We start from the raw sequence: 24,608 nt of genomic DNA, 5'->3' as shown, positions 1-24,608 counted from the left end.
TTTACATCATGGACCGTCTATGACTACCAAGACTTTTCGAGTTGCACGAGCTGGCCAAACTACAGACGGCCGTGAAATCACTCGTGACCACATTACTCAAATGGCCGCCGGCTATAATCCAGAAGTATACGGTGCACGGGTGAATTTAGAACATTACCGTGCAATGTTCCCAAACTCTGATTTTCGCTGTTATGGCGATGTGATATCGCTATCGACTGAAGAAGTTGATGATCATTTATATCTATTGGCAGAAGTTGATCCAACGCCTGAACTGATCGCGCTCGCCAAGTCGAAGCAAAAGGTTTATTTCTCTATTGAGTTCTATCCAGAATTTGCTGATACCAAAGAAGCTTATATGGTTGGTTTAGCTTGTACCGATAGTCCTGCCTCACTTGGCACCAGCTATATGAAGTTTTGCCAACAGCATCCAGATGAAAGCCCTTTATCTGCTCGCAAACAAAACCCTGACACTTACATTTCCACAGCGGAAAGCGCTTGGGAATATAAAGATGAGCCAAAATCAGTCTTTGCAACTGTCAAAGAGATGTTTGCCGCACCTGTCACACCTAAAACAGATAAAGATAAAGAGCTGGCCACCGCACAAGCTTTTGCTGAACTGCCGGCAACCATCAAAAGCTTCCAAGATGTTATGCAAACAATGGCAAGTTCTATTGACACGATCAACGCCTCTGTTGGGCATTTAAACACGACGGTATCTGATTTTGCTGAAAAGCAAAACGAAGTTGAAACGTCTTTGAAGAGCGTGCAAGACAATCTTGATAATACGCCTGAAGATAATTATACCCAGCGTCCAGCTGCAACCGGCTCATCTGATTACGTCAAATCTGACTGCTAATACTACCTAATAGCAATACTTAACTGACTACTACACACATTAGGACATCACTATATGAAAACTATTACCCGTCAACAGTTTAATGGCTATTTGGCAAATCAAGCACAGCTGAACGGTGTACCCAATGCGACTGATCAATATACTGTCGTGCCATCAGTCCAACAAAAAGTTGAAGTGCGAATCCAAGAATCTAGCGAGTTCTTGAAAAAGATTAATATCATCCCTGTAACTGATCAAAAAGGTGAGGCACTTGGTCTAGGTATCAGCGGTGGTATCGCAAGCCGTACCAATACTAAAAGTGGCAAACGCCGCGACCCTAAAAACGTTGGCGAAGTTGGTCTTATTTATACTTACGTCTGTGAACAAACTAACTTTGACACAGCGATTAACTATAGCAAGCTTGACGCTTGGGCCCGTGTCCCTGAGTTTCAAGAGAAAATCCGCGATGCAGTCGTCAAGCAGCAAGGTCTTGATCGCATTACGATTGGCTTTAATGGCACCGAAGTCGCCGCCGATACTGATATCGAAGCAAACCCACTATTGCAAGATGTGAATATTGGCTGGTTAGAGAAATGGCGTACCAAAGCACCTGAATCAGTCATGACAGAATCAGAAGTCGGTACAGGTCAAGTTTCTGTTGGTGCTAGTGCTGAACACTACAAAAACCTTGATGCGCTAGTCAAAGATTGCCGTAATCAGTTGATTGATCCTATCGTCCGTGATGACAGTGCGTTACGTGTCATTTTAGGTCGAGACCTGCATGATTCGCGTGACTTTAATATGGTCAACGACAACAACACGCCAAGCGAAGTCATCGCAGTAAACAGCCTATTAATGCTCGATAAGGTCGGTGGCGTGCAAATTGAGTCTACCCCTCCGAACTTCCCAGCTGATGCCATCCTGATTACTCCATTAGACAACTTATCTATCTACTATCAAGATGAAAGCCGCCGTCGCCATCATAAAGATGAGCCTGAGTATGATCGTGTCGCATTCTACGAGTCAGACAACGAAGCTTATGTTGTTGAAGACTACAAAGCCGGTTGCTTAATTGAAAACGTTGTACTTGTATAAATGTTTGAACTTCTGATTAATCGGTGGCAGTTGGCTACTGCCCGGTTGCATAAAATGTTATGGAGCTTGGCAGACTCAATGCGATTGGCACTGATTAATTTAGAACAAGCATGTGAGCGCAATACTATTCTGCTAGCTACTATTGATAAGGAAAATAAGATGTGGCCATCAAGTATCTTGGATTTACACGCACATTGGCTTTTTATCCCTCATAACCCACGTAATAACCGACGCACTAAAAAGAAGCGTTAACGTATTTTTGAACAATGGGATGGATGAAATTTAACGAAGGACGGGAATTATGACTGATAAAACAACCCCAGCGGCTCGCCACCGCCAAAAGGCTCTATCACAAAAAGAAGTTACCAATATCACTGCGGGGCCCAATCAAGCCTATCGCATGTTGCAACTAAAATTGCGTGAAGATAAGCAAGCATTGAAATCTAAGCAGTCTATCCAAGCCAAAATTGAGCTGAAGCGCGATTTGGTCGGTCATTATGACGAATGGATCAACGCAACTTTATCAGCTGGCAAAGGTGATCAAGATAATCTCTTGACGACCTTGATGTTATGGCATATCGACATTGGTAACTTTGGCCGTGCGCTTGATATCGCTGAATACGCGATGAAGCATGATTTGAAAATGCCAGACGCACATCAACGTACGCTCGCTACTGTCGTCGCTGAAGAGATTGCTGATACTGCTAAGAAATTAGCAACCAGCAATGAAATTGATGATGAGCAAATCGCTCAAGTACTACGCGCATCCATTATTACCGCTCATGCTGATATGCCTGACCAAGTATATGCCAAATTGGCACGCCAAGTGGGTGAGTTGACCGAAGCTAGTACGCCAGAATTTGCGCTTGAACAATATCAAATCGCTCTAAAGTTTGACGAAAATAGCGGCGTGAAAGGCTCAATCAAACGCCTTGAGAAACAGCTTAAAGAAAAAGCGGTACCAGAGTCAGAATTGGTACCAGGACCAGTTAAAGAAAAAGCGGTACCGGAAGAAGAAAAAGCGGTACCAGAACCAAATTTGTCTGAGCAATCGGACGAAAACAACTCGTAGCCGCGAGCCGAGGCGGCTCATTGACGCATTCAGTTGATACTGCATATGACCGATATGACCACCGCCTCAACCTATTTTATTTTTCTTATCAATACTTGGAGTTGTTATGGGTTTTAGCGCTGTCAATCCAGTCGTAGATAACATAGTAATTACTCCTGCATTTATGCCTGATATTTCTGTCAAAGACTTCGCTGACGCAATGAAGCTTGACGGCACAGTAACACCAGCGCGAATGAAATATGCGTTGACTGATTCTGCAAATAGCGTCTGTCGTGAGTTAAAAGCTTGGACGGCCAATGCGCTACACCAGCACGGCTCTCTTACTTTAGAAGATTACGACCTGACTAATGATACAGACAAGTGTTTTAGCTTCAAAAAGGCCGTCTATAACTTAGCAAAGGCACAACTGACTGAACATTATCGTGACTATGACACAGGCAAAGATGCTACTGCTCGTACTAAAGAGCTCACACCGCAAATCGATACGTGCTATCGCAATGCACGCAATGCAATTGCTGATATCAAAGATGAGCCGCATTCAACCATTGAGCTGATCTAATGCGTGTTGTATCGACATTGCAAGGCGACACAGTAGATTTGATCTGCTTACGCTATTTCAGCTTCACTGGCGGCGTTACTGAACAAGTTATGGCTCTCAATCCGCATCTCATTGGTTACGATCTTGTATTGCCTACCGGTGTTGATATCCAATTGCCAGACGCGCCCGAACGTACACAAAAGCAGGTCATTCAATTATGGACGTAACTCAAATTCAGGTATTAACGATCGATGATGTTATGAGTAACCATCTGCAATGGTTGTTGATTACTTTGCCTGTTATCTGGGCTGCTGCTGGTGGCGCTTGCATCCGTCTATTGTTGATCCGCGCCGAGCCATTTTGGATGCGATCTCAAAATGCGACTGCCGGCGTATTGCTTGCAGTAATGCTATCAGATATCACTGCAAAACTATTAACCGGTGGCAACTATGCCACTGGCTACGCGATCATTTATGGCATGGTCGGACGAGAATTGTTCGTCACATTTTATGACTTTGTGAATGACAATGTACGCCCCCTTTTAATGGCTGCTTTGCGTCATTTCTTCCCCTTTTTATTCAAAGATAAACCAGCCAACGAGGCAGACAATCATGATCATTCTTGAGACGTTATCGACTTTATCTATCATTGTCATTGCCATCGTTTGTGCTCTGACAATCATTAAATATCATCGCGAGCTTGGCTCACTGGTTACGCTCACTATTTTATTTTTTGCATTGAGCTGTGTCGGCTTGGCATTCGATGAAACCACTGGTCGGGACGGTGTGTGGGCCCTACCAATATTTCGTATGCTTGCTGCTGCTGCAACCGCTACTACTTATTTTAAATTACGAGCCTTTTGGGCGCGTTATGGCGTATTCATTAGCGCTATTAATCAATCAAAAAAGGATAATCTTGTATGAGCACTACCCAACCGATGACACTGATTGACTGTGATTATAAAGTCGCTGCTCGCCGTTTACGTTGTGATGAGTCTTCTATACGTTCTGTTAGTGACGTAGAGTCACACGGTGCTGGGTTCTTATTCGATAAAGATGACAAACAATGGCGTATTAAAATACTGTTTGAGCGCCATATCATGTGTCGATTGCTAGACAAAAAGTTTGGCCGTGATAAAGCGCTTGATCATGTTCGTACTAGCCCTGATGTGGTCAATACTCGTACGGGTGGCTATAGTGGCGGTACTGCTGAGCACGACCGTCTAAAGAAAGCACGTCGCATTGATAAAGACCTAGGCTTAGAGTCAGCAAGTTGGGGCATGTTTCAGATTATGGGCTTTCACTGGGAGCGACTGGGCTATAAGTCAGCTGTTGATTTTGTGCTAACGCTATCCAAAGGCGAGCCTGAACAGTTAGAAGCTTTTGTCAGATTTATAGAAACTGATGCTCGTTTATTAAATGCCATTCGCACTGGTGATTGGGCACTATTCGCTGAAGTATACAATGGGCCTGGTTATAAAAAGAACCAGTACGATACTAAAATGCGCGATCGCAAGAAATACTGGGATAGAGAGCTTGCCGCATGATATTTGATGACAGCCTACGCCGATTTTTAACTGATAAAGTCGAGTTCTTTGCCCAGAACCCCGATCGGTTAATTATTAGCGTAGAAAAGGGCTCATTGAAATGGACTGGTCAATCATTGAGCCACCGTCAACACTATCAATTGTTAGTCGAGGTTGATGAGTTCCCCGAGAGCATTGACGCCAACTTAGTCATTGTCGCTATTTTGGCATGGTATCAAGAGAATCAAGATCCAGTCCCACCAAATGGTCCATCACCGATTGAATTTGAATCCTATATATTGAGCAACTACACAACCACGGTAGTCTTTACTATTAAAGTGGAAGAAGTTGTCCAGGTATCTACTGATGGTACTGGTAACTACGTGTTTAATGCTTGTCCACGTCCAATTCTACATTCACAAAAACCACTATGAGTAACTTGGACGAGTTAGCAACGGCCCTACCTGAATGGGCCACTGCTATTGCATCTCAGCTTGATAATAAGCAGTTAAAAAAAGTCAATCGCACCCTAGCTATGGAAATGCGAGCGGTCAATCGAGAGCGTATCCGCGCACAAACCGATCCTGATGGTGGCGATTTTGTAGATCCGTTGAAAGCCTCTAACAATCCCATGTTTCGTGAGCTGACCAAAGCGCGTCATCTTAAATTTAACGCAACCAGTCGCTATGCCCAAATTGGTTTTAAAGGCAGCGCCGCTAAGATCGCACGCATCCATCACGAGGGCCAACGCAGTACTGTCCGTCCTGATAGTTCTAAGAAGTTTCCCTACCCCAAACGCGAGCTGATCGGTATCTCTCGCGCTGACAGACATATCATTATTCGAGTGCTACGCGAGTCATTAACCGCTGACTAGATGCCCTGCTATTTTTTGCGTGTATTTACTCAATCCACGCTTTTTTGTTTTGTATCAAAAATCGCAATGAGTGACGATAACGTCATGAATACATCCCCTATCGAAAACGAGCGCCGGCTCCAAAGTTTTATCAATCGAGGCATTGTCACAGACGTTGATCATGCTAATGCTCGTTGCCGGGTGCAGATAGATGGGTTAGAGACCGACTGGCTAAAGTTTTCAGCAGCTCGCATCGGTAAGGTCAAAATTTGGAATCCACCGTGTGTTGGTGAGCAAGTCTTAGTTATTAGTGAGACTGGTGAGCTGTCGACTGGACTGGTAACGACATCGTTTGATTATGATGATCAGCCAATGCCGTCCGCCAATGCTGATACGTTTGAGATCCATTGTGATGATGGCGCAACCTTCATCTATAACCACGCGACGCATAACTTAGGGGTTACCTTACCTGATGAGTCCACTACTACGCTCGTTTCCAGCCGCGTGCAAATATCTGCTCGCGATGTCAGTTTTGATTGTATTAGCTTTGCTGTGGATAGCAGCTCCTATTCTGTTGATTGCGAGTCTTATACCTTGAACGGTCAAACGATCAATCAGAACGGAAAGTTAGTTATTAATGACCAACCGTATTTAGACCACGGTCATAAAAACGTTAAGTCTGGCTCAGACACCACTGGGGGCGTTAATGGTTAATCAAGATAACAACGTCACTGTGATCAATGTCAAAGGCATGTCATGCAGTACTGGTCAGCGTATTGACCAAACCAATCATATATTACAAAGCGTCCGCGATATATTGATGACACCTATCGGTAGTCGTGTCATGCGCCGCGATTACGGCTCATTGCTACCGTTCTTAATTGACGCACCTATTAATGCCTATTTTATTATGCAGCTTCGCGCCTCAGTCATTCATGCGCTTATGCGCTGGGAAACTCGTGTCACACCAACTCGCATTGAACTGATGACTGACGATAGTGCCTCACAAGGCGTTGCCAGTTTGATGATTGAATATCGTTATGTGATTAGCAAAAAGATTGAACGTACTTATCTGTCATTAGGCGGTGCGCTATGAGCCGTATCGACCTATCTGGACTACCTGCCCCTGACATTTTAACGCCTTTAGATTTTGAAGCAGAGCTTGCTGATCTTAAAGCTGAATTGACAGCCAAAGATCCACAGCTTGCCGCTGCCTTAACGCTTGAAAGCGAGCCATTGACCAAGATCCTTGAGCTGTTTGCTTATCGTCTGATGTCTAAGACCAATCATATCAACCAGACTGCTAAGTCAATGTTGCTTGCTTATACAACTGGCACAACTCTTGATCATCTTGCCGCTGGCGTTGGTGTGACTCGTCTATTAGTTAAGCCTGGTAATCCTAATTCTGTGCCACCGATCCCTGATGTCATGGAGTCTGACACTGCCTTACGTCGCCGTGTCCAATTAGAACCTGAACGAGCCTCTGCAGGTAGTAAAGGCGCTTATCTATTTTGGGCACTGTCTGCTGATGGTGATGTTCGTGATGCGAGTGTTGTCACTGCCTCCCCTGGTCGTGTGACTGTTTATGTTCAAAGCCATAATGATGCGATCGCTAGCGATGCACTACGTGAACAAGTAAGACTGGCCGTTGATACTGATGAGCGCCGGCCTTTTACCGATAGCGTGCGTATTGCGGCTGGTCAGCCAGAGGATTGGAGCCTACAAGCGGAACTGACACTCTATCCGGGCCCAGATAAAGATGTGGTGATTGCTGCAGCCCGTGCACAGCTTGATAAATATATTGAGCAAGTCCGCTACTTAGGTTATGACGTCACGCTATCTGGTTTATATCACGCATTACATCAAGCGGGTGTCCAACGTGTCAGCCTCTTACAACCTACTGCTGATATCAGTTTGCCAGATGGCAAATATGCCAACTGTGTCGACGTGACGATCAGTGCTGTGGAGTACCGTGATGTCTAATGTGCTATTACCAAAAAACAGCACCAAGCTTGAGCAAGCGCTTGATACTCAAACTCAGCGTATTGATGCTTTACCTGTTACCTTTGCTCGTTTGATTGATGCTAATAGCTGCCCTGAAGCTTTTTTACCGTGGCTTGCTTGGTCACGCCGCGTCGAATATTGGGACGGTCAATGGCCAGAAGCAAAAAAGCGTGACGTAGTAAAAGGCGCAAGAGCTTTTAACGCGCAGCGCGGTACTAAAAATACACTGACGCAAGCAATGCAAAACCTAGGCATAGGTCATAGTTTGCTTGCATGGCATGAGCTATATCCAAAAGGTACGCCTTATACCTTTACAGTCAAAATCACGAGCGGTCGCGTGAGCGTCCAACAGCAACAAGAGATCTATACCACATTGGACAGTGTTAAATCTGCCCGTGATCAGTTCTCTATTGATGCCAGTGTGGTCAATGGCTCGCAATTTTATATTGCCGGCGCTTGTCGGACTGGCAATGTCACTTATCTATCAACTCCAAACGCTTAGGTAACTATTTAGGTAACAGTAATGGCCAACTACTATGTATTACTCACTGACTATGGCAAGTCATTTATTGCCAATGCCCAAGCTGGTTCACAGCTTGCATTAACAGATGTGGTATTAGGTGACGCTAACGATCAGCCGTATTTACCTGATTCGCGTTTGATTCAGACTAGCCTGGTGAATCAAAGAGCAAAAGTAGCCGTAACCTCTATCAAGATCGTCAATGACACGACGGCTGAAGTATCTGCAGTTGTCCCGTCCAATGTAGGTGGCTTTAACTTACATGAAGTGGGAATTACCGATAGTAGCGGCAAGCTTGTTTATGTGGGTAACTTTCACGGTGGTTATCGCCCAACGCTCACTGAAGGCGCTGGTGGTGACATGGAGCTTATATTTACGATTACTGCGGATAACCTCGCGACTGTCGTTATCGAAATGGATGGCAATGTGGTCGTCGCTACTCGCGATTGGGTCACTGACCGTTTTGCTTTGAAATCTTTAGTGAGTGAATTACACGATATTATCAATCAATTACAGGATGAGCTTATGGCTACCCAGTTTCAATTACTGTCAGATCGTATAGACGAGATAGAGGAAGGCATCACGGGGCTTTTAGGTTTACAGCCGTATAAAGTCGGCGATATCTACCAGACCACCCTCAATCATTTGGGTGCGGATGCTGTGGCTACCCATCACGGCTATGGTACATGGGAGCGGTTCGCAGAAGGTCGCACGCTAGTAGGCCTATCAACCAAAGCTGATGATCCATCTGACTATAAAACTATCGGCAATGAGTTTGGTAAAAACGAGCACACGCTAACGCTTGACGAGTCGCCAAGTCACGGCCATACGTTGGGCATATCCACTAGAACTAAAATTGCTCATGATGACTCACAGGAAACTGATAGAGCTGTCGATATCACGGGCACCTATGAAACTGGTTACGTAGGTGAGGCAGGTGGCGACCAACCTCACAACAACATTCAGCCATCAAAAGTGGTCGGCAAGTGGTTACGTACTGCTTAAAAAAATTATTTATTTTGGACAAAAAAAGGATCTAGACCATGGCATCAACTACTTACCATCACGGCGTCACTGCTACTGAGACCAGCAATATCACGCCAATTATCAAGTCCGTTAGCACAAGCACGATAGCACTTATCAGTACTAGCGCTGACGCTGATGACACCGCTTATCCTCTTGATACACCAGTACTACTGACTGGCATTACCACGACTGATGTCGCTAACGCAGGTAGCGATGACCAGTTATTGCATCAATGCTTACGTACGATTAAATCTATCCAAAATACAAGTGTGGTCGTATTGCGAGTATCTGAGCCTGTTGACCTAACAATAGTGGATACGCTACTGAGCTGCCAATCCCGTCTTGGCGTGACGCCTAAAATCTTGATCGCGCCTGAAATTGATACGCCAGATATGACACGTAAGCTGATTGAGATCGCCAAAAAGCGCCGCGCATTTGTGTATGCGTCGCCGCGAGCTGAAGACGGTACCTTGATTACGGCCAAAGAAGATATTGTCGCTTATCGCGATACGTTTGCGGCTCGCGAGTTGATGCTAATTGAAGGGGGTTTTGGTGAGCCGGGAAAGCCGTAGCGCCTCCTGAGAATATCACCCCACCTCAGGAGGCTGTCGGTGTACCGCTTGTATTTACCACTACAAGAAATTCAGGCAGTAATGAGTTGCCGATAGATATTGTTATCTATAAACCCACCGGTGAATGGGAGATCAAGGAGTCGGGTATTAAAGTTGTTGATTCTAGCGGTTTTATATCTACAGGAATAAGTTTAATTACAAATAACGAAGACCCTTTAAACATCTCACACGAAATAACCTTAGCAAGTGTAGGGCTTAATAAGACATACGAGTTTTCTGGTGGCGCGTATTCAGTGAAATTAAGACGCACAGCAGATCCTACCACTGTGGATGGTAGCGTGAGAGTTGTTAGTTTTTCAAGCGAGGTTACTAATAATAGGTTTAATTTACATAATACTAATTTGGTTGTACCTAGCACTTTGCCTGATTATGTAACCTCGTTATCTTCTATGTTTTATGGAAGCAATTTATTCAACCAAGATATTAGCGGATGGGATGTTAGTAATGTAACCAGTATGGCATCCATGTTGCAAGGTTGTGAGCTTTTTAATCAAGATATTAGTGGATGGGATGTTAGCAATGTAACCTCATTATCATCAATGTTGGCAAGATGCAATTTATTCAACCAAGATATTAGCGGATGGAATGTTAGTAATGTAACCAATATGAATTCAATGGTTTTTGACTGTGTAAGTCTCAAAAGCGATTTGTCAATGTGGTGTGTAACCAATATAACATCCACGCCAATCGCCTTTTTAGGTAACTCTAAACCTAGTGCACCTTTTAAGAGTCCAGTTTGGGGTACATGCCCACGCGGGGAAAACCTAGCAGTTTAATTAATCAATTAAGGACACCACATGACCCAAGTAACTCCAATCATCGCCGTGGCCGCAGCTCTACGCGCTCACTTAGACAAGACGAACCAGTATAGTTTCGTCAAGTCGCTGTCCAACGTTGCCATTGATACTGTTAGTGGCATCAAATATCCACGTACCTGGGATCTAGAAGACCCAGATACTGAGGTCGGATACCTAAACGCGAATGACGTGACCAGTCTCATTCAACACAACGGCTTTAGATTCTGGGGCAGTCATACTTGCTCTGATCAGCCTGAGTATATGTTTGAGCCAGTCGTGCGCACCTCACAGTTTTTGCTCGATACCATTATCAATGGCTGCTTTCAGTTTATCGATCAGCCGCTATCACCAACGACTGTGCGTGACATCATTCGTGCCATCAATGCCAAGCTGCAGGAGATGGTTAACTTCGGTTATTTAATCGGTGCAAAGTGCTGGTACAACAACGAGCTAAACAGCGAAACGCTGCTCATGCAAGGCAAGCTGTATCTAGATTATGACTTTACCCCAGTACCTAACCTCGAAAACTTGAACCTGAATCAGACGATCACTGATACATACCTGGTCAACTTTGCCGACTTGGTAGCAGCAGCGGCCTAATAGCCACCTGACGACCCTATTACTAAAAAGGAAACCCTATGTTACCTCGTAAATTAAAGAACTTCATGGCCTACAAAGGCCTTGGTAACCAAAAGCGCTATCAAGGTCAGATCCCAGAGATTGAGCTGCCTAAACTGACTCGCGTGCTCGAAGAGTATCGCGCTGGTGGTATGGATATGCCGGTCAAAGTTGACTTGGGCCAAGAAGCCATGGAGATGACCATCAAGTGCGGTGGTCATGAAGCAGATTTGTATCGCGACTTTGCGCGTGCTGGTATTGATAAGGTCGTCTTGTCTTATTCAGGTGCGTATCAGCGTGATGATGACTGCAGTGTGTCAGCGGTCGATATCTATTGCCGTGGTCGCTTAGAAGAGATCGACCCCGGTAGCGCCAAGCTAGGCGACGACACAGAAGAGTCATTCAAGTATGCGCTTGCCTACTACAAGCTGGTCGTAGACGGTGAAGACATCATTGAAATTGATGCCATGGCCATGAAGTGTATCGTCAATGGCGAAGACCGACTAAAAGAGATCCGTGAAGCAATGGGAATGTTTACCACCATCTAAACTGATCATACAAATTAAGTGGCCAAACCAGACACCTATTTGATTAAAAAACTTATTAAAACGACTAATTAAGGATACACCATGAGCAACGTAGAAATGCCGACTATCGAACTAGACTACCCTATCATTCGCGGTACTGGCGACAAGCAAAAAGAGATTAAAGAATTTACCCTGCGTCGTCCGATGGGTGGTGACTTGCGTGGCCAATCGTTAATCGATATTTCAATGGCCAAAGTCGATGCCCTAGCCATGGTACTTCCTCGTATCAGCAATCCGGTTATTCATGAGCATGAAGTTAAAAATATGGACGCCGCTGATTTGATGGATGTGGGGTTAACTATTGCAGGTTTTTTTACCAAAGCGAAACATCAGTTGCAAGCCGAAACCGCAGCTATCCCAACCGCGTAGAGGACTGCATGGCAGATATCGCCTTGGTGTTCGGCTGGACACCAGAAGCGATGTATCACATGACTATCGAAGAGCTTGCTGATTGGCGTGAACGAGCGCGTATCCGTAACAACCCTGATGAATGAGGGAACCAGGACAAAATAAGAATCATTGATATCAACAATAAAGTGGGCGCAAATACATGGCAGACCTAAGCTTTCGAGCACAGATAGAACTTATCGACCGCATGACTGCACCCATGCGCTCACTCAGTAGCCAAGCCGATCGCTTAGGTCGTCAGTTTGGTGAGACAGCACAAGCAGCGCGTAAACTTCAGTCACAGCAAGGTTTGATCAATAGTTTCCGACAACAAAAACAAGCGCTAGCTGATACCTCAGAGGCCGCTGTTCGTAGCCGTGCCCGACTACAGCAGTTAGAGCAACAAATGCGCGATGCGGCCAATCCTAGCGCCGCCTTGGTACGTCAATTCGAGGCTGCAGGGCGTGAGTCTCAGCGTTTGAATGCTCGCCTTGATAGTCAACGGCAGCATTTACAGCAGCTACGTGGTCGTTTATCAGATGCAGGGATAGATACAGGTCGGCTATCAGACCATGAGCGTGATCTTGCGCGTAATATCGAGCGCACCAATCAGCAGTTGGCAGAACAGCGCCGACGGATGAACGAGGTACGACAGCTTGAACGTCAATCACAGCAAATGGGCGATATGCGAAACAAAGCCCTAGGACTGGCCGTAGGCGGTGCAGCAGCAACCTATGCCGGCGCACGGTTCATTCAGCCAGGTATTGAATTAGAACAGAACCTGAGTAAAGTTCAGGCGGTCACTCGTCTAGATAAAAACAGTCCACAGTATCAAGCGCTTGTTGCACAAGCTAAAGAGCTAGGAGCGTCTACCAGCTTTACGTCAGCCGATGCCGCGGCTGGACAGACGTTCTTAGCAATGGCTGGTTTTACTCCTGAGTCTGTGAAAGCTGCTATGCCAGGGATGCTTGATCTTGCTTTAGCTGGTGGCATGGAGTTAGACCGAACAGCTGATATCGCGTCGAATATTCTCTCAGGCATGAAGATCGATCCCTCTAAAATGAGTAAGCTTGGCGATGTATTGGCAGGTACTTTTACCCGTTCAAACACAAATATTGAAATGCTTGGCGAAACCATGAAGTATGCCGCACCAGGCGCCGCACTACTAGGTGTGTCATTAGAGCAATCAGCAGCAATGGCTGGTAAGTTGGGCGATGCAGGTATCCAAGCGAGTATGGCCGGTACAGCTATGCGGGCTATTATGTCCAGAATGGCCGCTGGCCCAAAAGCGACGATTGAGGCACTTGATAGACTAGGTATTAAGACCTCCGATGCAAATGGTAACTTGCGACAAATGCCAGATATATTAAAAGAGATTCACGATAAAAGTAAAAATTTGGGTAATGCAGAACAATCAGAATTGTTCAAAGGCATTGCGGGAGAAGAAGCCGGTGGCGCTTTAGCTGTCTTGGTTGCTGAAGCTGGCAATGGCAAGTTACAAACATTAATCACTGACTTGCAAAACGCTCAAGGAGAAGCCGCTGGATTGTCAAAAACGATGGGCGACAATACAACAGGTGACTACAAAGCGATGACGTCGGCCATTGATGCCCTTAGAACCTCTATTTTTAATGCCAACGGCGGTGCGCTACGTGAGTTCATTCAGTCTATTACGGCGATGACCCAACGTTTGACCGCGTTCGCCAATGCTCATCCACAGCTAATGTCAGTACTAGGGACAATGTTCGCCACGTTAGCCATTGGTGCAGTCGTCATTGGTGGTCTGGGCGCAATCATGCTAACCATCCTAGGACCTATGGCACTACTACGTGCATCACTGATCACGATGGGGCTACCAACGACACTGACACCGTTGGGGTTGTTGGCCAAAGCATTCGGTATGATTGGTGGTGCTGTCAGAGCATTGACGCTCACGCTAATGGCAAACCCTATTTTGGCACTGTGCCTAGCATTAGCAGTACTGGCTTTTACCATTTATAAGAACTGGGACACACTAGGGCCGATGTTTGCGGCGCTTTGGGAACGTATCAAAGCCATATTTAATATGGGTATTCAGGCACTTAGATCCTTCATATCTAATTTCAATCCAGTCGCGTCATTCATGACCGCATTTGCTGCCGTTTGGGGTTACTTGGCTGGATTAGGAGCTACTTTTAGGCAGTACGGCGCCAATATGCTCGAAGGACTAAAAAACGGCATCTTAGGCAGGGCGCAAGCGGTTATCAATTCAATCAGCAATATCGTTGGACGTATCAAGGATGCATTTACGGGTTCAAAAGGGATGGACATTCACAGCCCTAGCCGAGTCTTTGACAGCTATGGCGGTTATATGATGCAAGGCTTAGGACGTGGCATATTATCCAATGCTGGTATTCCCGTCAGTGCAACCAAATCTATCGCTGGCCAAATCAATGATTATGCACCGATCAGTATCGACAGCCGAAAATCTATCTTGCCACCTCGCGGTCAGTCTAGTATGGCGATGATGGGCGGTATGAGCAGTGGCAATATCACTATAAACATTCATGGTGCAACCGATCCGCAAGCCGTAGCGCGTGAAGTCCAGCGCGCATTGGCAGCAGAACAACGCAATCAAATGGCACGTGAGCGTAGCCGCTTATCTGATATTGATTAAGGGCATATAAGGATTATTTTATGTTAGCCAGTTTAGGATTGTTTGTATTTGAGACCACCAGCGCGGCATTTGATGAGATATCGCGCAAGTCTGGTTATCGTTTTGGTACCGGCAACGCTGTCGGCACCAGACCACATATGCAGTATATTGGCCAAGATAACGACGACATATCACTGTCTGGTACGCTCTATCCAGAGATCACGAAGGGCATCGTCTCATTAGATGAGTTGCGAGACATGGCGGCGACTGGTAAGACCTACGCGCTCATGAAAGGCAACGGTTACTACTACGGCATGTGCTATATCACTGATATCAGCGAGACTGAATCACATCTACTATCTGATGGTACTGGCCGTAAAATTAGCTTTAGCTTAGCACTCAAACTGGCAGATGATAGCGAGCGTGAGCAAGTAGCCATCTTAGATCAGGATCGAGCGGACGTATAACACACATTCAAATAACGTATAGACCCCTGTTCCACATAAAAAATGTAAGAAGATGGATGTGGAACACCCCCTAAGAGACGTTTTAAAGCTGATTTAACCTAGTCCTATCTAATCTTTGATAGGAACTTAAGTTATGACAGATTTATTTACTCTTGGACTGGAAATTATGCATCTTTGTGTCGAACACTATGGCTTACCTAAAACGCTCTTAGGTATCGCTTTTTTCATATCGTTGTTCATTATTTTATGGCAACTACCAGAACTTATCATTGCATGGAAAAGCTAACATGAATCTATTCAAACTCAAGATTGAAGGCATTGATCGCACCGCGCAAGTCGAAAAGCGTCTCATCAGTCTATCGATGACAGACAAGCGCGGCACAGAAGCAGATGAGCTATCCATCACATTATCTGACCATGACGGTGCATTGCCACTACCTAAGGACGGCAACAAGATACGGCTTTGGCTTGCGATGCCAGAGACTGGCGACATGATAGATAAAGGCACATTTACCATTGACCAAGCAGAGCACAGTGGCACACCTGACCAGCTTCAGATCCGCGCCAAGTCAGCCGATTTCAAGTCATCATTGAAGGTAAAACGCAGTGATAGCTATCATCAGCACAAGCTTGGTGAAATAGCGTCGAGTGTGGCCAAACGTCATGACTTGATATTGGCCATTGATAATGCAGTGTCAGCAATAATGATCGATCATATCGATCAGCACCGTGAGAGTGATATCAATCTATTGACCAGGCTTTGTGATGATCATGATTTGATGTGTACGATTAAGGCTGGGCGGCTGATTATCAAACCGATTGCCAATGCAAGATCACCTTCAGGGGCGGCATTGGGAACAGTCACTATCACTCGTCAGTCTGGGGACAGTCATCGTTATAGTCGCGCCGATCGTACCAGCGACTATGACGAGACGACATCGAGCTATCATGATGATAAAACTGGTAAGACTAAGCATATCAGCGTCAAAGATGGTAAATCCAAGCCACTAGAGGCCCTACCCAATGACAAGTCTCATGTACTAACCAAACCCGCTAAGAGTAAATCAGAGGCAGTATCCAAGGCAAAAGCGAGCGCCAACAAAAAAGCCCGCCAAGTGGCGAGCTTTGATTTGACGTTAGCAGTAGCACGTCCTGATATTATTGCTGATAGCCCTGCGATAGTGAGAGGTTTTAGACCTTATATCGATCAACATCAATGGACGGTCGTAGAAGTGACACATGACCTATCAGGCAGTGGTTATAGTACTGGTATTAAATGCGAGGCTGGGCTGGTTTAATATTTACAGACATACATATACTTTAAAAATAAGCTCACAATACAATTTACTCGCAAGTAATAGAGGGGCTTTAATCAACTTGGTGTCCACGCTAGTAATCCGAGTTCATATAGAGAATATACTATTACTAATATAGCTAATATAAGGATCGAAAGCATATAAATATTGATTATCCGTATACGCTTATTAATTAACTTTCTCATTGAATTCAATGAAGTATCTGTATTTACAATAGAACTAACTGACTCTTTCTTGAAGAACCTATCTATAGAGGCTTTTGAATATTGAACTTGTAAATCTTGTTGATAGACATTGAAAGCCACAAAAACGCTAAAAGCAATGAGCGCCAAATACGGAGTATATAGCAAAGAACTACTTGTAGATTCGCTACCGACCTTACTAAATTGAGTTAATGCAACAGCCACTGGTAACCCTAGAGCCTGACTTTGTAGCGCACCTATTGAGTCATTGATAGACTTAATAAAATAATCTAAATCTTTCTTTAATTCTAGTTCTAACTTTTTATAGCTAAAATTTTCTAAGTATATTTTAAAAGACTTATCTACTGAGTCTTCTATCTCACCAATTTCTTTAACAAGACTATAGAATCGAGTATTTACCTGAGATCCTAAAACTTTAGATGATTCAATTATAAATATAGATTGTTTCTCTTTTTTATGTTTCTCAATAGTCTCATTGTCTAAAAAATCTTCTAGATATTCTATCGAATCTTTAAACTTACTAATATCAATATCAGCGAAGCATTTTTCAAGTTTATCAAAAGATATCTTTTCTTTTCTCAAAGGAATTATAAAAGGCTTATCTGTAAAGAGAACGATTCGTACCGAGTCCCAGTAAGCATATTTTTTATATAGAACCACAAGTCTATTTAAATATATAAAATACGATTTATATTTACAAACATCACTATAAAAAACCTCGCTAAACGGTAAAACTATTTTTTTTGACCAATCGATAACCTCTTTTTCTCCGAGAATATAATCTATCAAATAATCTGGAGTAGAAAAAAAGTTACTTTTAGTTTGTGGTATCTTTACTGTAATCTTGAATGTATACGATTTTTTTAAAGTGAAGTCTTCTTTTGCTGGTAATGGTTTAAAATCGAACTTAATACTCAAAGAGGGGTCTTTTTGAATTTCTAATAGAAGTTCTAGGTCCTGTGGTGTATTAATTAAATACTCTCCTCCAAACCCCAAGGGTAAGTACTCAACATTCTTAGAACGTTGAGCAAGACCTTCAAGACTATGGAGTATCGATGTCATCATCTGTAAAATCTTCAAGTTGAGTGTCGATTTCGGGTATTTTTTCTTTAAGCTTATTATACTGGTCTGGAGTCATATCTGATATAAGTTTATAGCTTTGATTTTCATCAGCATCAAAACACACGACAACGCGTGTCGTAGCAGCTAAACCCTCTTTAGAGCCTCTTATGGTCAAATTATCTCCGATTGAAATACTTACGTTAAGTACCTCATCTAAGCTTGCTTTCTGTGGATTGAAAATTGAATCATAGTTCTCATAATCATTATCTTCGCAAAATTGGTGATACGGAGTTATCTCTTCATAACTCTCGAACACGCTGGGATAAGACTCTCTCATAGCATTAAAAATAGGCACAATATCTTCTTCTACTCTGACTGGCTGCTCTGCCCCTCTTCTCTCTTCCATCTTACGATAGACTTCCTGCTTGATTGCGAACCTAACTCTTTTATGCTCATGAGGTGAATCATCAGGAATTATATGCTTTAAGTACTCATCAAATAGATTAATATAAAGTCTAGTTAGTTCACCATTATTTAGTAATTCATCTATAGGTAAATACTCTTGAAAGTAATGAGCAATGTCGTTACTTTTTTTGGTCCACCTTGCATAAGGTAATAAATCTGCTTCTTGAATATTTGCATCTGGATCTGTGACAAAACTATGGTGTTGAGCTAGATTAGCTAACTCTATACGTAGTGAAAACCGTAATGCTTCTTTATCAATATTTGTGTTTCCAACAATAACTCCATTAAGATCAATTGTGAATCCACTAGACGGATTTACTAAACCTATCAAAAGGTATTCAGTATCATCCCTTGAATACCATAAGATAGGTATATGGCCACCTGTAGCGGCTGATGTTTTGGACATTTGTACGCTTAAAGCTTTAACTAACTCAATAGATAAATCTAAGTAATTATTTATGTCCAATTCGTAAGTTTCATTACTTGCAAAATAGTTAGAAGCTACCTGACCAAAAGTATCATCTTTAGTAAAAATAGAACATTTAGATGATGCTCTAAGTGCAGTTCGAGCATCGAGGTCAATTCTATCAACAAATTGTTTTAGTAGCGGGTCATGTTGATGTAGGCCATTCCTACTGATAACCTCGACGCTTTCAGGACCTCTAGTATGATGGGATTTTTTTAACTCGTGAATTACTGCAGCATGTATTGTAATCATTTTTTATTAGCCTTTAGCCTAACAACCAGCGAGGGAGATATTCACGTCTATAGTCTTTTATCCAAGTGACGATGAAAATTCGCAAGGCATATATACCACCTATAGCATATAAGGCCAAATGGTACGGCTCTAACGAGATATAATAATTATTAAGAAAAGCAACCTCTCTAGGCATCATATAATCAATAAAAACCGTCACTAAAAGTACAACTGAAGCCGCAGCTGCACCTCGAAACGAATACATTAGGGAATGCTGAATTGCGCACCATATATCCAGAAAAAAGTCTTTCATTTTAGTTTATGATTCCTTGTGCCTTATTAGTGTCAGAATATCAAAACCATATCACTATGACACGCTTTCAGCAATGAATATTTGACTTCTGTTCACTCAACCGTTAAGCCTGACAAAATACAACAGAGGACAATATTAGTTAAAAGCAAGCCCAAATAAAAAAGCCCGCCAAGTGGCGAGCTTTGATTTGACGTTAGCAATAGCGCGTCCTGATATTACTGCAAACATTCCTGTGACGGTGCGAGGCTTTAGACCATATATCGATGAGCATCAGTGAACAGTCGTAGAAGTGACACATGACCTATCAGACAGGGGTTATAGTACTGGCATTAAGTACGAGGCTGGGGTTTAGTTCATTAGGTCTATGTGCATGAAGCAAATTCCATTATTGCATTGGCCGGTAGCTGGATGCCCACCTACTGGTTTACTACGGTATTTACCACCATTTGACAAGTACATAACTGCATCCGCACCCTCACGACCTGCCATGGCCCTAGCCAATTTATAAGCATCTTTTAGACTTTGTTGGCTATATTCGGTAGTTTTAGGCTTATCTGAGTACTGATACCAGTTCAAAGCAATGCCGTTCGAGCTATGAGAGAACCAAGCAGACAAGGGTGTTTCGTCAGTGATGATATAAAGTTTTTTTGGTTCCCCTTCATGGTCAACAGACTCTTCTATTTCATCAGGTTCTAACCCAGCACTTGCTAAAATAGCTTTCCCATCAAGCATGCCCACATTATCAACAGGCTCGCTTAAATCATCTTGATACCATAAAACCTTGTTCTCTGCCGTTGAATTATCTTCAGACCCTTTGACCTCAATTGCCCCATTTTCATGAACAACGTAATCATCTTCTGACAGTCCAGCTTCTGCGGCAACCTCGTTCATATCGATGACTTGAGGTTCAGGATCACTACAGCCAATCACGCCAAGTGCCAAAACTCCCACAAAAAATTCTTTCCTAAAGTAAATCACAGTTATTTATTCCCTTCTTCATGTAGACCTTTCTTAATGAATAGACGAACAAACTCAACAAATTCTTCTTTAGTTAATCCAGCTTCATCAAACAAATCATTGCCGATAGTATAACGTTCGCCACTGTCATAACCAGGTATATACCCAGGGAAATATACTTCATTTATCGCAAAACTAGATTCAAGACGGGCAACAATATCAGCGTTCATAGATCGACTATGCGCCTTTGCGGATTTTTTTATTTTATCTCTTAACTCTTCAGGTAATCGAAGCTGGTATTGAACCGTTGTATGTTGGTCAGTCATAGACACTCTCAAAATAAAGTCAGTATTCCACACCCAGTGGGTATTGACAATAATATCCACTGGGTATAATCTTAAAACATATCCAGTGGATATGTTTTTAATTTACTCAAACAAGGTTTTAGTTATGGAAGTTAATCGCAGTCGTCCTTCATCTTACAAACTGAGAATGTCTAAAGATCTACACCAATGGCTCAAAGACAATGCAGCTAAAAATTATCGCACATTAGCTACTGAAATGCATATGCACCTTGAGCAAGCAATGATTAAACAACAAAAAGAAGACGGCAATGTTAAATAAACCTAATACTACCCAGCAGATCAATACTTATATGCGTGGTCAGCAGTTGCTGCATCGTCATTTGCAATTATGTCAGCGTATAAAAAAGGCAAACCGCACTCGCCAAAGTAACCGGTCTGCCTTCACCACAAAAGAAATCAACTTGATCAAAGTTAACTCTTTTAACCAATCAGCTCGAGGAGCTAATCAGTATGTCACAGTATAACACAGCACAAGAAACTATCGATGAAGTTGCAACGCTAACCAAAACAGACTCTCCTGCAGCTTGGATAATGAAAACTGACATTAGTGAAAGCCATGCAAGTATTTTGCATAATTTATTTAATGCACTATTTGTTAGTGAACGTCAGTACAGTATCAAAACTGATCATACACCTAACCATATAAGTATTATTACGCTTGACATCAATCAGGTACAACAGCTCATCAACGCACATTGTGGCAAACTCATTACACATATGGAAATTATTGAAGCGCTCTGCGACTTAGCAGAGCCAAAACTAATTTTGCCATCTCCCGTACCTTTTCGCTCAGAAATAGATGATCAACGAATTGAAGCAATACGATTAGAATATGACCAGTCTAATAAGGCAACGCCACTACCTAAATCTAAGACAGACCAGATTGCGCTTGAACTATCTCAAGTTACTTTTAACGAAGAAGCAGACGAGATAGACAAATGCGATGCCAGTCGGCGATGGATAGAAAGAGCTATGTACCTTGAGGAAAGCCATATAGAGCAGCAAGATACCATTCAATCTTTGCGAGCCATCATTATTGACATGGCAGAGACACTGCATGTAGCAGACCCGAATGCCCGTATCAGCATGACCAGCAGCGACCTACTGGACTTAGTACACAGTCAAAAAGATATGTCAGACAATGCGTTCTAATAATTTAATTGCACAAAAAAACCAGTCCTAGTGACTGGTTTTTTATTCCTCTGCCGGTGGCGGTGGCGAAGCTCGGAAAATACCGAACAAGCTATCTGGCGACTGTCCTAATACGAAAATAATAGCAATAGCCGCAGCAAGAGCAATAAGTAGCACCCCTCCTACAATTTTATCGAAAGCAAATAGGCCTACAGCACTGGCAACTATCAAAACTATCAATACTACCGTTAAATTTACTTTTTTATTGGTTAATGTGGTTTGCTCCTTGCTCATTTCGATATTTCTATCATTGAGTCGGATATGCTCTCCTTGTAATCGCTCTTGGACTTGGTGAGTAAAGGCCTGCTCACGTTCACCCATTGACAATATTCTATCGATAGCGCCAACGTGAGCTTCTTCAAGCAGTGCCATTTCCTTTGCAGGCATAATGGGATTATTGATATTGAACTGAGCATTTTGGATGGAGTTTTGCATTGCCCCTTGAGTTAGAGCATCTGGACTTTGATCTGCAAAAGATGCTTCAACCTGACTATCAGGAGAATAGTCAGGTTGATTATCGTTACCACATTCAGCAACAGCATCTGCTTGCTCTGTATTTTTTGACTCTCTATCCATAAGAGTTTTCCATTTCTCTTTTATATGCTTCTACAGAACAATTTAGCTGTCGAGCCACGCTTTCAAAATATTGCTTACTACCAGGCGAATACTCGATAGGCTTTGCTCTTAAATAATTAGGCGTGACCCAGCTACCAGCTACACCATCTTGTATACCAAACGCTTCTGTATTTCTTGATTGCGCGGTACGACGGTTATTTCTGATTTGAGTTTTCATATTTATCTCTCCCTTCTTACATATATAAATGCTTTTGGGCATTGCCTCTGATAGAGACAACGCCTAGCTTTTTATCTATATGTTATATAAACAATCTATCAGAAATGAGGATTGCTTATATTTAAAGTGTATCACATTGCTATATTACGAATCTATTGAGATCTGTATGTAAATATTATATTAAAAATCATATATTTTAAAATAGTATGTTAATAAATTCATTTGACTGTATCGATCAAACCCAGTCCTAATGTTGCCAGTATCTTATAGTCATAGTCTTCATTGGCATTTGCCCCGGCTTGTACCAACGCTTCCTCTGCGTGATACATCGCACCCAACAGCCTATCTGAAGGGCTTTCTAGATCCAGTATATCGGGTAGATTAATCAATCTCTGATGATATGACGGCAGATCTTTATGAGATCTTACATCAAGCGCAATATCCTCTAAACGCTGACCAGTCAAGACATACATCACATCAAACCCAATATTCCATAGCTTAATTAGCAATGATGAAGGCATATCACGCTTACCTGTCTCATAGTTTTTATATGTTGTTTGAGCAATTCTGATAGTTGGCTCTTCATAAACCTCAACTGCCATAAGGCCCAAACGCTGACGCTCTGCTTCTAAGCGCTTCCCCACTTCTATTGACTCCACAGCACACCCCTTATATCTTCGTTTGAATGTATAATATGATTGCAAATACGTTCATTTGACTGTATTATTAAACCGTACCACGTTAACACGCTTTCAATTAGCTATAGGATACCACCAAATGACTGAAACAACATTACAGGCAACGCCCAAGGGAGAGCTGCCACATCTAAAAGATGGTAAACGCAAACCCATACAGCTACGGCTAACGCCAAATGAACATGAAGAGTTGGTAAGCACAGCTGGTAATGAAGTTCGATCCATGAGCTATGTTGCATACCGTCGCTATCAGGCTGGTCTAAAGCTAGAGCAGTCCAAGCAACACTAAAACCAAACCCAGAAGGAAACCAAACCATGAACCCAAACACCAAAAAACTACGCGATAACCCGATCAAAATCAGTGTCGATCACTACGACTATCAGATATTACTAGCCCATTCCGAGCGCTCAGGTATCGAGATGGCCACGCTGGTCAGACAGCTAGCCATGAGCAAGATCCATGACCTGGTATTTCGTGAACAACCTATCGCTATGATACTGCCATCACAAAACACAGTCGAGATGCCATTAGGTCACTTTTGGGCGATGACACAGTCACCCCTCAGTACCTCAGGAGTCACCAGCCATGCCTAACGATGTCTATATCCACCCAACTCCTGCAGAGCAGCGCTTACTTGAAAGTAAGGCTGCCGAGCATGGAGTAAGCGTCGATGAGTTTGTCGCTTGGGCACTGAGACAAGCACTCGCTGAAACAGATAAAGAGTTACAACTCATCGTCAAACACTAAAAGAGGTCATATATGCGCTGTCCAGCTTGTCATTCCAACTGTTTAATCCTGCGTACTCGCGTCATTACTGACTACTTACGCGACATAGAACACCGCTGCAAAAACGATGAATGCGGACACATATTTGTCACTCAGCAAGAGTATGTACGCTCGATAGTCAAGCCAGACGTGCAGAAAGACAAACCAATCAGCGCAAATGCCTAACCAAACTA

37 protein-coding genes are annotated in these 24,608 nt (G+C 43.2%); 30 read left to right on the top strand and 7 right to left on the bottom strand.

Features of this window, described 5'->3' with window-relative positions:
• Positions 1 to 19 precede the first annotated feature (19 nt).
• The 24 genes from QL898_RS11895 (at position 20) to QL898_RS11780 (ending at position 16,889) form a co-directional block, all read left to right on the top strand.
• Positions 20 to 856 (top strand): GPO family capsid scaffolding protein, encoded by an 837-nt coding sequence (locus QL898_RS11895; RefSeq protein WP_160021654.1) that lies wholly within the window; start codon positions 20 to 22, stop codon positions 854 to 856.
• A 54-nt stretch (positions 857 to 910) separates the two neighbouring features.
• A complete protein-coding gene (locus tag QL898_RS11890; protein WP_286797835.1) occupies positions 911 to 1,930 on the top strand; it encodes a phage major capsid protein, P2 family in 1,020 nt (339 codons plus the stop codon).
• A 301-nt stretch (positions 1,931 to 2,231) separates the two neighbouring features.
• Entirely contained in the window at positions 2,232 to 3,002 is a 771-nt protein-coding gene (gene gpM / locus QL898_RS11885) for a phage terminase small subunit (protein WP_290176986.1), read from the top strand.
• A 106-nt stretch (positions 3,003 to 3,108) separates the two neighbouring features.
• Positions 3,109 to 3,561, top strand: coding sequence for a head completion/stabilization protein (locus QL898_RS11880; RefSeq protein WP_290176985.1), 453 nt, complete (start codon positions 3,109 to 3,111; stop codon positions 3,559 to 3,561).
• Entirely contained in the window at positions 3,561 to 3,767 is a 207-nt protein-coding gene (locus QL898_RS11875; RefSeq protein WP_290176984.1) for a tail protein X, read from the top strand. The genes QL898_RS11880 and QL898_RS11875 overlap by 1 nt, the downstream gene beginning before the upstream one ends.
• Positions 3,758 to 4,165 carry a hypothetical protein gene (locus QL898_RS11870; protein ID WP_201512349.1) on the top strand — a complete coding sequence of 136 codons (408 nt, stop codon included), beginning with the start codon at positions 3,758 to 3,760 and terminating at the stop codon, positions 4,163 to 4,165. The genes QL898_RS11875 and QL898_RS11870 overlap by 10 nt, the downstream gene beginning before the upstream one ends.
• The gene (locus tag QL898_RS11865) at positions 4,152 to 4,463 is read left to right on the top strand and encodes a hypothetical protein (protein ID WP_286797829.1); all 312 of its coding nucleotides are present in this window, start codon (positions 4,152 to 4,154) and stop codon (positions 4,461 to 4,463) included. The genes QL898_RS11870 and QL898_RS11865 overlap by 14 nt, the downstream gene beginning before the upstream one ends.
• Positions 4,460 to 5,086 carry an N-acetylmuramidase family protein gene (locus QL898_RS11860; RefSeq protein WP_290176983.1) on the top strand — a complete coding sequence of 209 codons (627 nt, stop codon included), beginning with the start codon at positions 4,460 to 4,462 and terminating at the stop codon, positions 5,084 to 5,086. The genes QL898_RS11865 and QL898_RS11860 overlap by 4 nt, the downstream gene beginning before the upstream one ends.
• Positions 5,083 to 5,499, top strand: a complete 417-nt coding sequence (locus QL898_RS11855) for a phage tail protein (RefSeq protein ID WP_290176981.1) — start codon at positions 5,083 to 5,085, stop codon at positions 5,497 to 5,499. Before QL898_RS11860 ends, QL898_RS11855 begins: the two co-directional genes overlap by 4 nt.
• Positions 5,496 to 5,939, top strand: coding sequence for a phage virion morphogenesis protein (locus tag QL898_RS11850; protein WP_290176980.1), 444 nt, complete (start codon positions 5,496 to 5,498; stop codon positions 5,937 to 5,939). The genes QL898_RS11855 and QL898_RS11850 overlap by 4 nt, the downstream gene beginning before the upstream one ends.
• Positions 5,940 to 6,023: 84 nt before the next feature.
• Positions 6,024 to 6,632 carry a phage baseplate assembly protein V gene (locus QL898_RS11845; RefSeq protein ID WP_290176978.1) on the top strand — a complete coding sequence of 203 codons (609 nt, stop codon included), beginning with the start codon at positions 6,024 to 6,026 and terminating at the stop codon, positions 6,630 to 6,632.
• Positions 6,625 to 7,014, top strand: coding sequence for a GPW/gp25 family protein (locus QL898_RS11840; RefSeq protein ID WP_290176977.1), 390 nt, complete (start codon positions 6,625 to 6,627; stop codon positions 7,012 to 7,014). Before QL898_RS11845 ends, QL898_RS11840 begins: the two co-directional genes overlap by 8 nt.
• The gene (locus QL898_RS11835) at positions 7,011 to 7,901 is read left to right on the top strand and encodes a baseplate J/gp47 family protein (protein WP_290176975.1); all 891 of its coding nucleotides are present in this window, start codon (positions 7,011 to 7,013) and stop codon (positions 7,899 to 7,901) included. Before QL898_RS11840 ends, QL898_RS11835 begins: the two co-directional genes overlap by 4 nt.
• Positions 7,894 to 8,424: a phage tail protein I gene (locus tag QL898_RS11830; protein ID WP_290176974.1), complete on the top strand. Its 531-nt coding sequence runs from the start codon at positions 7,894 to 7,896 to the stop codon at positions 8,422 to 8,424. Before QL898_RS11835 ends, QL898_RS11830 begins: the two co-directional genes overlap by 8 nt.
• 21 nt (positions 8,425 to 8,445) lie before the next feature.
• On the top strand, positions 8,446 to 9,447 hold the full coding sequence (locus QL898_RS11825) for a phage tail protein (RefSeq protein ID WP_290176973.1): 1,002 nt from the start codon (positions 8,446 to 8,448) through the stop codon (positions 9,445 to 9,447).
• A gap of 38 nt (positions 9,448 to 9,485) precedes the next feature.
• Positions 9,486 to 10,040 carry a hypothetical protein gene (locus tag QL898_RS11820; RefSeq protein ID WP_290176971.1) on the top strand — a complete coding sequence of 185 codons (555 nt, stop codon included), beginning with the start codon at positions 9,486 to 9,488 and terminating at the stop codon, positions 10,038 to 10,040.
• An 86-nt stretch (positions 10,041 to 10,126) separates the two neighbouring features.
• Positions 10,127 to 10,876, top strand: coding sequence for a BspA family leucine-rich repeat surface protein (locus QL898_RS11815; RefSeq protein ID WP_290176970.1), 750 nt, complete (start codon positions 10,127 to 10,129; stop codon positions 10,874 to 10,876).
• A gap of 21 nt (positions 10,877 to 10,897) precedes the next feature.
• Positions 10,898 to 11,497 carry a phage tail sheath C-terminal domain-containing protein gene (locus tag QL898_RS11810; protein ID WP_290176969.1) on the top strand — a complete coding sequence of 200 codons (600 nt, stop codon included), beginning with the start codon at positions 10,898 to 10,900 and terminating at the stop codon, positions 11,495 to 11,497.
• 38 nt (positions 11,498 to 11,535) lie between these two features.
• Positions 11,536 to 12,063: a phage major tail tube protein gene (locus tag QL898_RS11805; protein ID WP_290176968.1), complete on the top strand. Its 528-nt coding sequence runs from the start codon at positions 11,536 to 11,538 to the stop codon at positions 12,061 to 12,063.
• A gap of 81 nt (positions 12,064 to 12,144) precedes the next feature.
• Positions 12,145 to 12,471 (top strand): phage tail assembly protein, encoded by a 327-nt coding sequence (locus QL898_RS11800; RefSeq protein ID WP_290176967.1) that lies wholly within the window; start codon positions 12,145 to 12,147, stop codon positions 12,469 to 12,471.
• Positions 12,472 to 12,479: 8 nt separating this feature from the next.
• Positions 12,480 to 12,596 carry a GpE family phage tail protein gene (locus tag QL898_RS11795; protein WP_286707787.1) on the top strand — a complete coding sequence of 39 codons (117 nt, stop codon included), beginning with the start codon at positions 12,480 to 12,482 and terminating at the stop codon, positions 12,594 to 12,596.
• A 56-nt stretch (positions 12,597 to 12,652) separates the two neighbouring features.
• Complete coding sequence (locus QL898_RS11790) at positions 12,653 to 15,145, top strand: phage tail tape measure protein (RefSeq protein ID WP_290176963.1); 2,493 nt, start codon at positions 12,653 to 12,655, stop codon at positions 15,143 to 15,145.
• Between the two features lie 20 nt (positions 15,146 to 15,165).
• Positions 15,166 to 15,591 carry a phage tail protein gene (locus QL898_RS11785; protein ID WP_290176962.1) on the top strand — a complete coding sequence of 142 codons (426 nt, stop codon included), beginning with the start codon at positions 15,166 to 15,168 and terminating at the stop codon, positions 15,589 to 15,591.
• Between the two features lie 287 nt (positions 15,592 to 15,878).
• Positions 15,879 to 16,889, top strand: coding sequence for a contractile injection system protein, VgrG/Pvc8 family (locus tag QL898_RS11780; protein WP_290176961.1), 1,011 nt, complete (start codon positions 15,879 to 15,881; stop codon positions 16,887 to 16,889).
• A 74-nt stretch (positions 16,890 to 16,963) separates the two neighbouring features.
• Here the strand turns inward: QL898_RS11780 and QL898_RS11775 are convergent, their stop codons facing one another.
• The 4 genes from QL898_RS11775 to QL898_RS11760 form a co-directional block, all read right to left on the bottom strand.
• Entirely contained in the window at positions 16,964 to 18,175 is a 1,212-nt protein-coding gene (locus QL898_RS11775; RefSeq protein ID WP_290176960.1) for a hypothetical protein, read from the bottom strand.
• Positions 18,153 to 19,355, bottom strand: coding sequence for a nucleoid-associated protein (locus QL898_RS11770; protein ID WP_290176959.1), 1,203 nt, complete (start codon positions 19,353 to 19,355; stop codon positions 18,153 to 18,155). Before QL898_RS11770 ends, QL898_RS11775 begins: the two co-directional genes overlap by 23 nt.
• Before the next feature lie 640 nt (positions 19,356 to 19,995).
• Positions 19,996 to 20,598 (bottom strand): hypothetical protein, encoded by a 603-nt coding sequence (locus QL898_RS11765; RefSeq protein WP_290176958.1) that lies wholly within the window; start codon positions 20,596 to 20,598, stop codon positions 19,996 to 19,998.
• Positions 20,599 to 20,627: 29 nt separating this feature from the next.
• Positions 20,628 to 20,930 (bottom strand): Arc family DNA-binding protein, encoded by a 303-nt coding sequence (locus QL898_RS11760; protein WP_160021632.1) that lies wholly within the window; start codon positions 20,928 to 20,930, stop codon positions 20,628 to 20,630.
• 124 nt (positions 20,931 to 21,054) lie between these two features.
• Here QL898_RS11760 and QL898_RS11755 point away from each other — a divergent pair, with 124 nt between their 5' ends.
• A complete protein-coding gene (locus QL898_RS11755) occupies positions 21,055 to 21,228 on the top strand; it encodes a hypothetical protein (RefSeq protein WP_160021631.1) in 174 nt (57 codons plus the stop codon).
• Positions 21,229 to 21,419: 191 nt separating this feature from the next.
• Entirely contained in the window at positions 21,420 to 22,121 is a 702-nt protein-coding gene (locus tag QL898_RS11750) for a hypothetical protein (RefSeq protein WP_290176957.1), read from the top strand.
• Positions 22,122 to 22,163: 42 nt separating this feature from the next.
• Here the strand turns inward: QL898_RS11750 and QL898_RS11745 are convergent, their stop codons facing one another.
• From QL898_RS11745 to QL898_RS11735, 3 genes are all read right to left on the bottom strand, one after another.
• Positions 22,164 to 22,736, bottom strand: coding sequence for a DUF2335 domain-containing protein (locus tag QL898_RS11745; RefSeq protein WP_290176956.1), 573 nt, complete (start codon positions 22,734 to 22,736; stop codon positions 22,164 to 22,166).
• Entirely contained in the window at positions 22,729 to 22,953 is a 225-nt protein-coding gene (locus QL898_RS11740) for a hypothetical protein (protein ID WP_290176955.1), read from the bottom strand. Before QL898_RS11740 ends, QL898_RS11745 begins: the two co-directional genes overlap by 8 nt.
• Positions 22,954 to 23,171: 218 nt before the next feature.
• Positions 23,172 to 23,612 (bottom strand): helix-turn-helix transcriptional regulator, encoded by a 441-nt coding sequence (locus tag QL898_RS11735; RefSeq protein ID WP_160021629.1) that lies wholly within the window; start codon positions 23,610 to 23,612, stop codon positions 23,172 to 23,174.
• Positions 23,613 to 23,730: 118 nt separating this feature from the next.
• Here QL898_RS11735 and QL898_RS11730 point away from each other — a divergent pair, with 118 nt between their 5' ends.
• The 4 genes from QL898_RS11730 to QL898_RS11715 are packed head-to-tail and all read left to right on the top strand — an operon-like array spanning position 23,731 to position 24,600.
• Complete coding sequence (locus tag QL898_RS11730; protein WP_290176954.1) at positions 23,731 to 23,937, top strand: hypothetical protein; 207 nt, start codon at positions 23,731 to 23,733, stop codon at positions 23,935 to 23,937.
• A gap of 26 nt (positions 23,938 to 23,963) precedes the next feature.
• Entirely contained in the window at positions 23,964 to 24,242 is a 279-nt protein-coding gene (locus QL898_RS11725) for a hypothetical protein (RefSeq protein ID WP_290176953.1), read from the top strand.
• Positions 24,235 to 24,396, top strand: coding sequence for a hypothetical protein (locus QL898_RS11720; RefSeq protein WP_178379245.1), 162 nt, complete (start codon positions 24,235 to 24,237; stop codon positions 24,394 to 24,396). Before QL898_RS11725 ends, QL898_RS11720 begins: the two co-directional genes overlap by 8 nt.
• Before the next feature lie 12 nt (positions 24,397 to 24,408).
• Entirely contained in the window at positions 24,409 to 24,600 is a 192-nt protein-coding gene (locus QL898_RS11715) for an ogr/Delta-like zinc finger family protein (RefSeq protein WP_075106284.1), read from the top strand.
• The last annotated feature ends 8 nt before the right edge of the window (positions 24,601 to 24,608 follow it).

The sequence above is a fragment of the Psychrobacter sp. APC 3279 genome, assembly GCF_030407795.1.
Lineage (GTDB): Bacteria > Pseudomonadota > Gammaproteobacteria > Pseudomonadales > Moraxellaceae > Psychrobacter.
This window is presented reverse-complemented; position numbering and strand designations above follow the sequence as displayed.